Here is a 14681-nt window from a genome sequence, read left to right as displayed (position 1 = left end):
GGCTAGCCGCGCCGCTAACGTGGAGGGATGATCGGCGTCCTGGCACTCGTCTTCGCGGGGCTCGCGGCCCTGCTGCACGTCTACATCTTCGTGCTCGAGAGCGTGCGCTGGACGCAGCCCGCGACGTGGAAGGTGTTCGGCATCGCCGACCAGCGCGCCGCCGACATCACCAAGCCCATGGCGTACAACCAGGGCTTCTACAACCTGTTCCTCGCGATCGGCGCCGCCGTGGGCGTGGTGCTGTGGATCGTCAACGGCACCGGTGACGTCGCGGGTCGGACGCTGCTGATCTTCTCGCTCGGCTCGATGCTCGCGGCGGCGCTCGTGCTCGTCACCTCCGGGCGGAAGTACCTTCGTCCCGCCGCCATCCAGGGGACGCTTCCGCTGCTCGGTCTCGTGCTGACGATCCTCGCCTGAGGGACTCGACGGCCACCCGCTCCGTCGCGGGTGCGCGGGCGCCTCGCCCGGGCAGACGAAGACCCGCACGCTCCGAGGAGTCGTGCGGGTCGATGAATGCCCGGCGGGCGAGGGTCAGGCCGCGAGGCGCAGACCCCGACGGTCGGTCGCGACGGCCTCGCCGTCATTGATGATCTCGTCGTCGCCGATGAGCGACCCCACCGCGATACGCGCATTGTGGCCGACCTGGGTGCGGACGCCGATGTGCGCTCCGGCGCCGATGACCGCGCCCGCACAGATGTGCGCGTGCGGTTCGATACGGGCCTCCGGACCGATGACGGCGTCGGATTCGATCCACGCGCCGCGACCCACTCGAACACCGGCCGCGATCTGCACGCCGGGTTCGACGTAAGCGCCGTTCTCCACGAGCGCCGACGGGTGGACCTTCGCGCCGTGCGCGACGAGGCCCCGACCGTTGACGTGCTTGCGGTAACGCAGCGTTTCGCCGTGGTCGTTCTCGATGTCGATGTAGTTCTTTCCCACGATCCCCTCCGGTCGGCCCTCGGGTGCGCCGACATGTCTGACAACGGGTGGGGAATGCTCTTCATTCCCTCGAATGGTTCTTCGTCGCCCCTCCCGCTATCGGTTTCCTCGATGTCGAGAGATCCTCTGCGGTCCGTTGCCCGGCGTTGTGTTGTCCCCTTGTTCTCGCATGTCGAACCGACAGTCACGGCCGGGTTGACAGCGGACGGCGCGACGGTCGTTTTCCGGGCGGGATGCCGGGAGTCGCGCGCACGGTCGGTGCACCCCGTCGAGGTGCGCTGCGGATCCGGTCTCAGCCGGGCTGACAGGTCGGGCACCAGAACACGTTGCGCTCGCTCGTGTCGGTCGCGCCCAGGGTCGTGGCTCGGATGGGGGTGCCGCAGCGCCGGCACGGCGCGCCCTCGCGCCCGTAGACCCAGAAGCGACGACCGGGCCTGCTGTCGCCGGTGAATGTGCGTTCGGGCCGCGGGAGGTTCGCGCGGATCATGCGCTCGCCGAGGGCGATCGTCGCGCGGGCGTCGATCCGCGTCGCGGGGGTCGTGGGAGCGATGCCCCGCACGAAGAGGAGCTCGTTCGCGTAGACGTTGCCGAAACCCGCGACGTTGCGCTGGTCGAGAAGGGCGACGTGGGCTGCCCGGTCGTCGACGGAGACGCGCCGCACCGCCTCCGCTTCGTCCCAGTCGTCGGCGAGCAGGTCGGGGCCGAGGTGGCCGATGACGGTGTGCTCGTCGGTGGTGCGCAGGACCTCGACCATCGCGAGGTCGAAGCCGACGGCATCCATGCCGTCGACGCCGACGATCGCGCGGGCCTTGAACGCGGGGCGTCGCCACCGCTGCCCGGGGCGGTAGAGGTCCCAGCGGCCCTCCATCTTGAGGTGCGAGTGCAGGGTGTAGCCGCCGATGCGGTGCAGGAGGTGTTTGCCGCGGGCCGCCACCTCGTGCACGGTCTCGCCGCGCAGATCGGCGGTGGCGCTGCCGGGGACGCGGATGTCGAAGCGCGTGACGACCCTGCCCGCCAGTGCGGCGTTCAGCTTCGCGGCGGCGCGGTAGACGGTGTCGCCCTCAGGCACGCGCGGCCTCTCGCAGGGTGTCGCCGGCGGTGAGCTTGCGCAGCGTCAGACCCTTCGGCGACTCCACGAAGCCGGCCTCGCGAAGGGCACGCCCGACGGCGGTGCCGTAGACGAACTCGCCGTTCACCTGCTCCACCGTCAGCGTGTCGAGCCGCCTCTTGCGCGCCGTCTCCGCGAGGTGGCGCGCCGCAGCCTGGAGGGAGGCCTCATCATCGGTGAAGGCGAGAGCGCTGCGGCCCCCACGCTCGAGGTACAGCGTCAGCTCTCCGTCGACGAGCACGACCAGGCCGCCCGCTTTGCGTCCGGGGCGGTGCGTGACCCCCTCGATCGCCGGCCAGCCGAGGGCGGCACCGTACGGGTTGGCGGGGTCGGTGGCGGCGAGCGTGACGGTCCGCAGCGGTGGGGGATCGGCGACCGCGGCGAACTCGCGCAGGCGGTCGACGGTCGCCGACGCCGCGAACTGCGCCGCACCGAGCTTCTCGATGACGTAGCCGCGACGGCAGTGCCCGGCCTCTTCGAACCCGGCGAGGATGCGGTAGACCTGAGCGAATCCGCCCGGCACCCCTTCCGATTGAACGGCTCCGCGGGTGACGACGCCGTACCGGTCGAGCAGGAGGCTCGCGGTGGCGGTCGCCCGTGCCGCGGCATCCGCTTCGCGCTCGGGCAGGAGCGACCAGCGTCCGCCGAGCGAGGGCGGTCGAGGAGCCGAGGTCGCGCGGGGCATGGCGGCCCCGCGGTACATGCGGGCCCGTGGCGCCCGCCGAGCGACGCGGTGCGACTGCCCGCCCCCGCTGAGCAGGGTGCGCACCGGAGCGAACGTGTCGTTCGTCACTCGCCCAGTCCAGGTGAGCGCCCACAGTGCGTCGTTGACGGACTGCTCGTTCTCGGCCCCGGCCAGCTGCTTCAGCTGGGCCGCGAAGTAGGCGCCGCCGCCGGAGAGAGCCGCGAGGAGTCGCGCCTCGAGCGAATCGGGGGCGGGGTCGTCGGCCTCGTCGGGGTCTTGCAGCGTGAAGGGAGCGGCCTCCGCCGGGTGCAGGGCGATCCACCCGTCACGGCCAGGCAGGGTGCCGTGGCCCGACCAGACCACCTCGCCCGTGGCGGTCAGCTCGTCGAGCAGGGCCGGGCTGTAATCGGCGACGCGGGAGGGCAGCACGAGCGATTCCCACGCACTCGCGGGGATGGGGACCCCCGCCAGCTGCTCGACGACGGCCAGCACGCCGTCGATCCCCTCGAGGGGTCGGCCGAGATGCTGCCACACGGGGAGGAACCGCGCGTAGGCGGCGGGCGGTACGGGCTCGACACTGCCGCGGATCGCGGCGAGGGAGCGCATGCGCAAGCGCCGCAGCACCTCGACGTCGCACCACTCCATGTCATCGCCGCGCGCTCCCCCCGAGGCCTCCGGGAGGAAGAAGCCGCTCGACAGGCGCCCCTGCGACTCGAGTCGCTGCAGCGTGAGTCGGGCGACGGCGACACCGACACCGAGCCGCTCGGCCACGGCATCCGTCGTGAAGGGGGCGTGCGTGCGGGCGAAACGGGCGACCAGGTCGCCGAGCGGATCGGCGAGCGGTTCGAGGAAGGCGTTCGGGATGCCGACGGGCAGGGCGGCACCGAGGGCGTCGCGAAGGCGACCGGCGTCTTCGATGCCGGCTACGCGCGGGATCCCGGCGATCGTCACACGGATGGCCCGACGCTCGTCGACGAGCGTTGCGAGGTGGTGCTCTGCCTCGGCGAGGGCGTCGCCGTCGGTGTCGAGACGCGCCGACACCTCGGCCGCGTCGAGGGGACCGAGGATGCGCAGCAGGTCGGCGACCCCCTCCACCCCTCGGGCGCGCCGGTCGGGGTCGAGCCGTTGCACCTCGCGCTCGAACTGGGCGATCACGTCGGGGTCGAGGAGTTCGCGCATCTCGACCTTGCCGAGCAGCTCGCTCAGCAGCGCGGGATCGACCGAGAGCGCGGCGGCGCGACGCTCGGCGAGGGGCGAGTCGCCCTCGTACATGAACGCCCCGACGTAGCCGAACAGCAGATCGCGGGCGTAGGGCGAGGGCTGCGAGGTGGTGATCTCGACGAGGCGGATGCGGCGCTCGCCGATCTGGCGCGTGATGCGCAACAGCGCGGGCAGGTCGTAGACGTCCTGCAGCACCTCGCGCAGCGTCTCGAGGATGATCGGGAAACGGGGATGCCGTTTCGCCACCTCGAGCAGCTGGGCCGAACGTTGGCGCTGCTGCCAGAGAGGGGAACGCCGGTTCGGGTTCAGACGCGGGAGGAGCAGGGCGCGCGCGGCGCACTCGCGGAACCGCGAGGCGAACAGTGCGGAGCCGCCGACCTCGTCGGTGACGATCTGCTCGAGCTCGTCGGGCTCGAAGACGAAGAGATCGGCGCCGGGCGGTTCGGCTGCGGCATCCGGAACGCGCGCGATGATGCCGTCGTCGCTCGCCACGGCGGCGCCCTCGACGCCGAGACGCTCGCGGATGCGCGCGTTCACCGCCAGGGCCCAGGGGGAGTGCACCTGCATGCCGTAGGGGGAATGCAGGATGATGCGCCAGTCGCCGACCTCGTCGCGGCTGCGCTCGACCGTGAGCGTCTTGTCGGTGGGCAGGCTCCCGGTGGCCTCGCGCTGCTCGGCGAGGTAGGCGAGCAGGTTGGCGATGGCGTTGTCGTCGAGCCCCGATTCGCGCAGACGCTCTTCGGCTTTGGCGCGGTCGGCGCCGGCGATGTCGCGGGAGAACTTGCCCAGTGCCTCGCCGAGCTCGGCGGGGCGACCGATGCCGTCGCCGTGCCAGAACGGCAGCTTGCCCGGTTGGCCGAACGCCGGGACGACGTTCACACGGTCGTGGGTGATCTCGACGATGCGCCAACTCGTCGTGCCGAGGGTGAACACGTCGTTGACGCGCGACTCGTAGACCATCTCTTCGTCGAGCTCACCCACGCGGGCGTTCTGCGACTCCCCGGCGACGAAGACGCCGAACAGACCGCGGTCGGGGATCGTGCCGCCGCTGGTCACGGCGACGCGCTGGGCGCCCGGCCGCCCCGTCAGCGTCCCCGCGTCGCGGTCCCACACCAGGCGCGGGCGCAGTTCGGCGAACTCGTCGGAGGGGTAGCGGCCGGCGAGCAGATCGAGCGTCGCCTCGTAGGCCGACCGGGGGAGGGAACGGAACGGCGCACTGCGCTTGACGGTGTCGAACCACTCCTCGACGTCGATCGACCCGAGGGCCGACGCGGCGACGGTCTGCTGCGCGAGGATGTCGAGCGGGTTCTGCGGCACGGAGATCGCCTCGATGCGTCCGCCGAGCATGCGCTCGGTGACCACCGCGGTGTGCAGCACGTCGCTGCGGTGCTTCGGGAAGAGGGCGGCGCGGCTCACCTCGCCGACCTGGTGGCCCGCGCGCCCGACGCGCTGGAGACCGGATGCCGCGCTCGGCGGCGATTCGACCTGGATGACGAGGTCGACCGAGCCCATGTCGATACCGAGCTCGAGGCTGCTCGTCGCCACGACGCACCGCAGCGCCCCCGACTTCAGCTCGTCTTCGACCTGGGCCCGCTGCTCCTTCGAGACCGAGCCGTGGTGGGCCTTCGCGAGGATCGCGGCGACGCCGGCCGAGGATCCGGCCTGCGCCATGAGGGATGCCGGCACGGTGGGCTCGGGGACGTCGATGCCCTGGCGCTCGGCGTAGATCTCGTTCAGGCGTCCGGTCAGCCTCTCGGCGAGACGCCGGGAGTTGGCGAAGACGATGGTCGATCGCCGCTGGAGGATGCGATCGACGATGGCCTCCTCGACGTGGGGCCAGACCGACCCCGCCATCTCGGTGCTCTCGGGGCGCTCGGAGAACCACTCGCCCTCGGCCGCTTCGTCGGGAGCCGGCGATCCGGGCGGGGGCGGTGGGTTGAGCATGTCGTCGACCGGCACGACGACCGACAGGTCGAAGGCCTTCGTGGCCTTGGGGGCCACGATGTCGACGGGCTGTGCTCCACCGAGGAACCGCGCGACCTCGTCGATCGGCCGCACCGTGGCCGACAGCCCGATGCGCTGGGCGGGGGAGTCGAGGAGGGCGTCGAGTCGCTCGAGGCTCACCGCGAGGTGCGCGCCGCGCTTGGTGGCGGCGACCGCGTGCACCTCGTCGATGATCACCGTGTGCACCCCGCGCAGCGTTTCGGCCGCCTGGCTCGTGAGCATGAGGTACAGGGACTCGGGAGTGGTGATCAGGATGTCGGGCGGGTCGGAGACGAGCTTGCGGCGATCGCTCGAACTGGTGTCTCCCGAGCGCACGCCCACGCTCACGGCCGGGACGTCGATGCCGAGTCGCCGGGCCGACTGGCCGATGCCGACGAGGGGCGAGCGGAGGTTGCGCTCGACGTCGACACCGAGCGCCTTCAGCGGCGAGATGTACAGGACGCGGGTGTTCGTGGCGGGGGCCTTCGCGGCCGCCTTCTTGCCGCGGCGCGCGGGCGCGGCATCCGCGGCCTCGGGGGCTTTCTCTCGGAAGATGCGGTCGATCGCGAAGAGGAAGGCCGACAGCGTCTTGCCCGAGCCCGTCGGGGCGACCACCAGCGCGTTGCGACCGGACGAGACGGATTCCCACGCGCCCTTCTGCGCGTTGGTGGCCGCGGAGAACGCGCCACGGAACCAGTCCTGCGTCGCAGGACCGAATCTCTCGAGCACGTCGGCCATGCCGACATCCTCTCCCGGACCTCCGACATCGGGTCGGGCTTGACGTTCGCTGGTCGCGGAACGCCCGTCGGGAGGGCGGGGCCGCACGGGCCCCGCGCCGCTCAGTCGGAGGCGGCGTCGCGGTCGCGCAGCCGTGCCTCGAGGAACGCCCGCACGTCGTCGAGCTCGTCCTGCGAGATGGAGTGCGTGAGCCCGGGGTACACCCGCCCGCTCAGCTCGCTGTGCACGGGGAGCCACTGCGCCGTCGAATCGACGAGCGCCGCGGGGATGACGTCGTCCGCGGCCCCGCGCCCCCAGAACACCGGGGGGCGACGTTCGGCGAGGATGTCGTCGCCCGGCAGCTCCCCACCCGCGGCGTAGCCGGCGAGCACGACGGCGAACGACACCGCGTCGGGCGCCGCACGGAGGGTCTGCAGCGCCACCGCGCCGCCCTGCGAGAACCCGAGCAGGCCCACGGGCGCCTCGCCCACGGCCTCCCGCACCCACGACAGCACCGCGTGCGCCGCGAGGGTCACGGCCTCGGGGTCGCGCCCGTCGAGACCCTCGATCGGGTACCACGAGGCTCCGGGCATGGGCCACGGCGGCGCCAGCGGAGCGCGCACGCTCGCGACCACGAAGGCCTCGGGCAGGTACGGCACGAGGCCGAACAGGTCGTGCTCGTCGGAGCCGTAGCCGTGCAGCAGAAGCAGCACCGGGCGATCGCCGCGCTCGGCCGCGGGGACGGACCACCGCACGACGGAGGGATCGAGGGAGGGATGCGCGCTCATGCCGCCATTGTGGCAAAGGCCTCCGACACGGCGGCGCTCGCGCGGGGCGGCGCGATGCAGGAGGGGATCGGAGACCGGTACGGGCGATCGCCGCGCGACCGCTCCGGCACCGCCGAACGCGGCATCCGGAGCAGACGTTGATATACAGGGATCATGCCCGTGCGTACCCCCGACCCCGAACCCGGCGACAACGGCGACGAGCGCGAGCCGCTCTCGGCGTCGTTCTCAGGCGCGCAGGGAGGCCCCAACCCCAACCCGGGCTGGCTGAGCGAGGTCGAGCTGGCCGAGGCGCGCCGGCGCCTCCCGATGCTCTACGTCGAGGCGCTGCCGGTGCGCACCGACGGCATGGGCGCGGTGACGCAGGTCGGCATCCTGCTGCGGGCGACCCCGCTCGGCGAGATGACCCGCACGCTGGTCTCGGGTCGCGTGCGCTACGGCGAGACGGTGCGCGATGCGCTGTTCCGCCACCTCGAGAACGACCTCGGGCCCATGGCCTTCCCGCTGCTGCCGCCGCAGCCCACCCCCTTCACCGTGGCGGAGTACTTCCCGCTCCCGGGCGTGAGCGCCTTCCACGACGACCGCCAGCACGCGGTGTCCCTCGCGTACGTCGTGCCGGTCACCGGCACGTGCGAACCGCGTCAGGACGCGCTCGAGGTCACGTGGCTCTCGCCGCAGGAGGCGGCATCCGATGCCCTCTCCGACGAGATGGAGGGCGGCCGCGGCACGCTCATCCGGCTCGCGCTGGCCTCGGTCGGCGCCCTGCGCTGACCACTCCTCCCCAGGCCTGGGAGGGCGGGAGGTCGTCCCCCGGCCATTGCCCGGCGTCGCAGGCTCTGCCTAGGGTCGGAGGATGCCGGATTCTCCCCTGGAACCCCTGACCCTGCCCCACGACCTCGATGGTTGGCGCGCGTTCGCCGAAGAGCGTCCGCGTGGACTCCTCGACCGGGTCGCCGAGATCGACGCGCGGCTCGTCGCCGAGACCGACCTGAGCCTGCGCGAGCGTCTCGCCCTGTGGAACGAGGCGGATCTCGCCCTCGCCGATGCCGCGGCGCCCTCCCACCTCCTCAGCGAGTCGCACCCCGACGCCGGCGTCCGCGACGCCGCCGAGAAGCAGGCGCAGACCGTGGATGCCGTGCAATCGCGCCGGCTCCTCGAGCGCGAGCTCTGGGGCGTCTTCGCCGATGCCGACCCCGACGGGCTCGACCCCGACGAGCGGCGCTTCCTCGAGCACGTCCGGCGGGACTTCCGTCGCGGGGGCGTCGATCTCGCGGATGCCGATCGCGAACGCGTGCGCGAGCTGACCGATCGCGACACCGAGCTGTCGCTGACGTTCTCACGCAACATCCGCGAGGGTCGTCGCGAGATCCGCGTCCCGGCGTCGTCGCTCGACGGCCTCCCCGACGACTTCCTCGCCGAGCACCCCGCCGACGACGAGGGGATGGTCACCCTCACCACCGAGTACACCGACCTGATGCCCGTGCGCGAGTACGCGCGCGACCGGTCGGTGCGACACGCCCTGGTGGCGACGTACAACGACCTCGCGTGGCCCGTCAACGAGCCCGTGCTCGCCGAGCTGCTCGCGGTGCGGGCGGAGCGCGCGGCGCTGCTCGGCTACGGCGACTGGGCCGACTACGAGACCGAGACGCGCATGATCGGCTCGAGCGCCGCGGTCGCGGCATTCCTCGAGCGGGTCGCGGAGGCCGTGGCTCCGGCGGCGACCGCCGAATACGAGCGCGTCCTCGCCCGTCTCCGGCGCGACGACCCCACCGCCGAGGCCGTCACGATCGCCGACTTCTGGTACGTCCTGGGTGCGCTCAAGCGCGAGGAGTACGACGTCGACGCGCAGCTCGTGCGCTCCTATTTCCGCTTCGACCGGGTGCTCGACGGGGTCCTCGCCACCACCGGGCGCCTGCTCGACGTCGACTACGTGCCAGTCGAGGCTCCGTCGTGGCACGACGACGTGCGCACGTACGACGTCGTCCGCGCGGGGGAGCGACTCGGTCGCATCCACCTCGACCTGCACCCCCGCGAGGGCAAGTACAACCATGCCGCGTGCTTCGGACTCGCTTCCGGCATCGCGGGGCGCGCGCTGCCCGAATCGGTGCTGCTGTGCAATTTCTCGCGCGGACTGCTCGAACACGACGAGGTCGTGACCTTCTTCCACGAGTTCGGTCACCTCGTGCACGACATCCTCGGCGGCCACCAGACATGGGCGCGCTGGACGGGCGTGGCGACCGAGTGGGACTTCGTCGAGGCGCCCAGCCAGCTGCTCGAGGAGTGGGCGTGGGATGCCGAGGCGCTCGCCGCCTTCGCCGTGAACGACCAGGGCGAGCCCATCCCCGCCGACCTCGTCGCGCGAATGCGCACCGCCGACGCCTTCGGGCGCGGCCTCGAGGTGACGAGGCAGCTCGGGCACGCGACCACCTCGTACCGCCTGCACGTGGACCGCCCGGTGGATCTGGCCGCGGCCGTCGACGGCTACTACCGCGCCGCGAGTCCGGTGACCCCGCTCGACGGTGCGCACTCGTACGCCGGGTTCGGGCACCTCACGGGCTACGGGGCCTGTTACTACACGTACCAGTGGAGCCTCGTCATCGCGCGCGACCTGCTCTCGGCGTTCGGCGACGACCTCTTCGACGTCGACACGGCGACGCGCTACCGCCGCGAGATCCTCGAACCCGGCGGCACCCGCGACGCTCGGGAGCTCGTCGAGTCGTTCCTCGGGCGTGAGAGCACGTTCGACGCCTACCGCGACTGGCTCGCGGGAGCGTGAGACGACGAGGGCCGCGGCATCCTGGTCCGGATGCCGCGGCCCTCGGGCTCGCGTCGATCCCGTCGGCGACGGGCGCAGGCGCGTCAGGTCACGCGGTCGTCTCGCGCGCGATCGCGGCGACGAACGCGTCGATGTCGTCTTCCGTGGTGTCGAACGAGCACATCCAGCGCACCTCGCGGCGCATCTCGTCCCAGTCGTAGAACCGGAAGCTCGCGCGCAGCCGATCGGCGACGCCGGCCGGCAGGGTCGCGAACACGCCGTTGGCCTGCGTGGGCTGGGTGAACTCCACGCCCTGGATCGAGCCGTCGGCCAGTCCCGCCTCGACGCCTGCGCGCAGGCGCTGCGCCATCGCGTTGGAGTGACGGGCGTTGCGCAGCCAGAGATCGCCGTCGAGGAGCGCGACCAGCTGGGCCGACACGAAGCGCATCTTGCTCGAGAGCTGCATGTCGAGCTTGCGCAGGTAGGTGAGCCCGGTCGACGCCTCGGGGTCGAGAACGACGATGGCCTCGCCGATCATCGCGCCGTTCTTCGTGCCGCCGAAGCTCAGCACGTCGACGCCCGCGTCGCGGGTGAAGGTGCGCAGCGGGACGTCGAGAGCGGCGGCGGCGTTCGCGATGCGCGCTCCGTCCATGTGCAGGCGCATGCCGTGGCCGTGCGCGTGGGCGGCCAGCTCGCGGACCTCCTCGACGCTGTACAGCGTGCCCAGCTCGGTCGACTGCGTGATCGAGACCACGAGCGGCTGCGCGCGGTGCTCGTCACCCCAGCCCCACGCCTCGCGGTCGACGAGCTCGGGCGTGAGCTTGCCGTCGTCGGTGGGGACCGTGAGCAGCTTGATGCCGCCCACGCGCTCGGGGGCTCCTCCCTCGTCGACGTTGATGTGCGCGGTGGATGCCGAGATCACCGCGCCCCAGCGGGGCAGCATCGACTGCAGCCCGACGACGTTGGCGCCCGTGCCGTTGAAGACGGGGTACGCCTCGACGCCGTCGCCCAGCAGCGAGACGAAGAGCTCCTGCAGGCGCGCCGTGTAGACGTCTTCGCCGTAGGCGACCTGGTGGCCTTCGTTGGCCGTCGCGATCGCGGCGAGCACGTCGGGGTGGATGCCGGAATAGTTGTCGGACGCGAAGCCGCGCACCGACGTGTCGTGGAGGGAAGTCACCCCTCCAGCGTAACTTTTCCCGGCTCCTCCCCAGGGGCGATCTCCTCCACGGGAATCCGGTGACGCGTCGGGGTGTCCGTGCCCCCGACGACAATGGAGGGATGCGGTTGGATCCCGAAGCACTCAGCATCGCCGGCGAGATGTTCTCGGCGTCCGCGATGACGCGCGCCGACCGCCTGCTCGTCTACGGCTCGGTCGAGGTCGGCGACGCACGATCCGTCGCCGGTGTCCTCGTGGTCACGGCGCAGTCCTTCGGAGCGTCGGGGTACGAACACCTCGAGCTCCGCGTCCCCGACGACCTGTCCCGCCTCTCCGGGTGGTGCTCGTGCGGACGCGGACCCGAGTGCGAGCACTCGTGCGCGGCGGCGCTGGTGCTGTTCGACCGCCTCATCTCGGCGGGCCGCCCGCCCCGCGCCGAGTGGCAGCGCTCGCTCGACGAACTGTTCGCCGCCGCCCCGGTCGTCGGCGACGAAGCCCCCTTCGACCTCTGCCTCTTCCTCTCCATCCGCCGCGGCGGCGGGCGCGGCTACGGAACGGCGCTCACGCTCAGCGCGCGACCGGGGGTGCGGGGCACTCGCGGCACGTGGATCAAGGGTCGGGCCGGCTGGTCGGCCCTGGCGACGCTCCCGGCCGAGCCGCGGGCGCGTGCCGCTCTCGACAGCCTGGGGCGGTTGGGGCGCTTCAGCGCCGGCCCGTATCTGTCCGACGAGTGGATGCCCCTCGCCGCCGTGCCCCCGCACTCCCTGTGGCTGCAGCTCGAGGCCGTCGTCGCGGCGGGGGTCCCGCTCGTATCGGGTGCCGGCATCCATCACCCGGTCCGCGTCGTCGAAGAGCCCGTGACCGCAGCGGTGGCGCTGGACCGCCGCGGCCCGACGCTGCACGTTCGCGGGGCGGTGCAGGGCGTCGACGACGAGACGGCCGCGCTGCCCTCCTGGGTGGTGGGAGACCCCGCCGTGGCCGTGGCGTTCGTCGCCGACCGCGACGGCGACGACGAGCGCATCACCCTCGTGCGGCTGTCGACACCCGCGTCGGGACCGGTCCGCGGACTCCTCGCCCGCTCGAGCGCGCTCACCGTCGACGAGCGCGGGTCCGAGACGTTCCTGCGCGAGTACCTCCCGCGGCTCCAGCTCGACGCTCCGGTGGTCTCGCCGCGGGGCACCGTCGATGTTCCTCCCGCGCCGCGTCCCGTGCTCGAGGTGACCGTGGAGCATCGTGACGCCTCCACGACGCTCGCCACGCGCTGGGACCGCTCGTCGACGCAGGGCCGCCGCCACGATGAGCACGAGGGTGCGGTGTGGGGCGCGGTCTCCTCCCTCGCCGAAGAGATGCGCATCGACGTCCCGACGCCGTTCGCGACGGGGACCGCGCCGGCGCGAGCGATGGCGCCCGCGGCGGCGGCACTGTTCGTGGGGGAGATGATGCCGCGTCTGCGGGCCCTCGAGTCCGTCCGCGTGGAGGTGCGCGGCGACGCTCCCGACTACCGCGCCTCGGCCGAGGTCCCCGTGGTGCAGCTGAGCACCGGCGCCGACGACGGCAGCGACTGGTTCGACCTGAACGCCCGGGTGACCGTGGGAGAGGTCGAGGTCGACTTCACCGCCCTCTACACCGCCCTGGCGCTCGGCGACCGGGTGCTCTTCCTGGGCGATGGCGAGTACGTCCGGCTCGACAGCCCCGACTTCGACCGCCTCCGCGCCGTCATCGACGAGGCCCGCACCCTCGCCGACCGGCCGGGCAACGAGCTCACGATCAACCGCTACAACGTGGGGCTGTGGGACGACCTGTCCGAGCTCGGCATGCTCGCCGTCCAGGAGGCCGAGTGGTGGCTGCGCGTGCGCGGTCTGACCGATGAGGCGGCCCTCACCCGGGTCGATCCCCCGGTGGGGCTGCGAGCCACCCTCCGGGACTATCAGCGTTCGGGGCTCGACTGGCTCCACTTCCTGCGCACCCAGGGGCTCGGCGGCATCCTCGCCGACGACATGGGGCTGGGCAAGACGGTGCAGACCATCGCCATGATGGAGGCGGCCCGTGCCGACGACCCGACGCTCCCGCCGTTCCTGATCGTCGCGCCGACGAGTGTCGTGGGCAACTGGGCGCGCGAGTGCGCGACCTTCGCACCCGACCTCGAGGTCCGCACGATCTCGGCCACGCGGGCGCGGCGCGCCGGCACGATCGCCGACGCCGCGACGGGGGCGCACGTCGTCGTCACCAGCTACGCCCTGTTCCGGCTCGAGCAGGAGCAGTACGCCGAGGTCGACTGGTCGGGTCTCGTGCTCGACGAAGCGCAACAGATCAAGAACCCGTCGTCTCGCGGCTACCGGGCGGCCCGGGCGCTCGCGGTGCCCTTCACGCTCGTCATCACCGGCACGCCGATGGAGAACAACCTGCTCGAGCTGTGGGCGCTCATGTCGCTCGTGGCCCCGGGGCTGCTCGGAACGCGCGAGTCGTTCACCGAGCTGTACCGCACGCCCATCGAGAAGGGCGCCGACGCCGAGCGGCTCGATCTCCTGCGCCGGCGTATCCGGCCGTTCCTCCTGCGGCGGACGAAAGACCTCGTCGCCGCAGAGCTCCCGCCCAAGCAGGAGACGATCATCGAGGTCGCCCTGCACCCCGCGCACCGCAAGCTCTACGACCGGCGTTTCCATCGCGAGCGCCAGCGACTGCTGGGGCTGCTCGACGACGACGCCGAGGGCAACCGGTTCGCGATCTTCCGCTCCCTCACGATGCTGCGTCAGCTCGCGCTCGACCCCTCCCTCGTCGACGAGGGGGATGCGCCGTCCGCGAAGCTCGACGCCCTGGAAGACCTCCTGGTCGAGGCCGAGGCCGAGGGGCATCGGGTACTCGTGCTGAGCCAGTTCACGCGCTTCCTCAAGGCGGCCCGTCAGCGCTGCACCGATGCGGGACTGGCATCCGGCTACCTCGACGGCACCACCGTGAACCGGCAGGCCGAGATCGACCGGTTCCGCGACGGGGATGCGCCGGCGTTCTTCGTCTCGCTGAAGGCGGGCGGAGTGGGGCTCAACCTCGTCGAGGCCGACTACGTCGTGCTGTTGGACCCGTGGTGGAACCCCGCCGTCGAGGAGCAGGCGATCGACCGCGCCCACCGCATCGGACAGACCAGACCGGTGATCGTGTACCGGTTGGTCTCGTCCGACACGGTCGAGGAGAAGGTCGTGGCGCTGCGTCAGGCGAAGGCCGATCTCTTCTCGCGCGTCCTCGACGGCGGTTCCGACGAGGGCGGGGGCACGTTCGCGGGCGGCCCGAGCCTGACCGCCGACGACATCCGGAGTCTGCTCGACTGATCGCGAGGCCCG

General features: G+C 72.1%; 9 protein-coding genes. 4 read left to right on the top strand and 5 right to left on the bottom strand.

Annotated elements, in window-relative coordinates:
• Window positions 1-27 precede the first annotated feature (27 nt).
• Window positions 28-417: a DUF1304 domain-containing protein gene (locus tag RWH44_RS03795; protein WP_316003521.1), complete on the top strand. Its 390-nt coding sequence runs from the start codon at window positions 28-30 to the stop codon at window positions 415-417.
• Window positions 418-531: 114 nt separating this feature from the next.
• On the opposite strand, the gene RWH44_RS03790 is transcribed toward RWH44_RS03795, so the two are convergent.
• The 4 genes from RWH44_RS03790 to RWH44_RS03775 form a co-directional block, all read right to left on the bottom strand.
• Window positions 532-939 (bottom strand): transferase, encoded by a 408-nt coding sequence (locus RWH44_RS03790; protein WP_076673580.1) that lies wholly within the window; start codon window positions 937-939, stop codon window positions 532-534.
• A gap of 292 nt (window positions 940-1231) precedes the next feature.
• A complete protein-coding gene (locus tag RWH44_RS03785; RefSeq protein ID WP_298870917.1) occupies window positions 1232-2008 on the bottom strand; it encodes a DNA-formamidopyrimidine glycosylase family protein in 777 nt (258 codons plus the stop codon).
• Window positions 2001-6674, bottom strand: coding sequence for an ATP-dependent helicase (locus RWH44_RS03780; protein ID WP_316003520.1), 4674 nt, complete (start codon window positions 6672-6674; stop codon window positions 2001-2003). The genes RWH44_RS03785 and RWH44_RS03780 overlap by 8 nt, the downstream gene beginning before the upstream one ends.
• 101 nt (window positions 6675-6775) lie before the next feature.
• Complete coding sequence (locus tag RWH44_RS03775; RefSeq protein WP_316003519.1) at window positions 6776-7441, bottom strand: alpha/beta hydrolase; 666 nt, start codon at window positions 7439-7441, stop codon at window positions 6776-6778.
• Window positions 7442-7594: 153 nt separating this feature from the next.
• On the opposite strand from RWH44_RS03775, the gene RWH44_RS03770 reads away from it, so the two are divergent.
• Entirely contained in the window at window positions 7595-8209 is a 615-nt protein-coding gene (locus tag RWH44_RS03770) for an NUDIX hydrolase family protein (protein WP_298870927.1), read from the top strand.
• Between the two features lie 82 nt (window positions 8210-8291).
• Window positions 8292-10214, top strand: coding sequence for a M3 family metallopeptidase (locus RWH44_RS03765; RefSeq protein WP_316003518.1), 1923 nt, complete (start codon window positions 8292-8294; stop codon window positions 10212-10214).
• Window positions 10215-10302: 88 nt separating this feature from the next.
• Here RWH44_RS03765 and RWH44_RS03760 read toward each other — a convergent pair whose 3' ends face one another.
• Complete coding sequence (locus RWH44_RS03760) at window positions 10303-11370, bottom strand: threonine aldolase family protein (protein WP_316003517.1); 1068 nt, start codon at window positions 11368-11370, stop codon at window positions 10303-10305.
• Window positions 11371-11471: 101 nt separating this feature from the next.
• Between RWH44_RS03760 and RWH44_RS03755 the strand changes: the two genes are divergently transcribed.
• On the top strand, window positions 11472-14669 hold the full coding sequence (locus RWH44_RS03755; protein WP_316003516.1) for a DEAD/DEAH box helicase: 3198 nt from the start codon (window positions 11472-11474) through the stop codon (window positions 14667-14669).
• Window positions 14670-14681 lie beyond the last annotated feature (12 nt).

The organism is Microbacterium phycohabitans, assembly GCF_032464935.1.
Taxonomy (GTDB): domain Bacteria; phylum Actinomycetota; class Actinomycetes; order Actinomycetales; family Microbacteriaceae; genus Microbacterium; species Microbacterium phycohabitans.
This window is presented reverse-complemented; position numbering and strand designations above follow the sequence as displayed.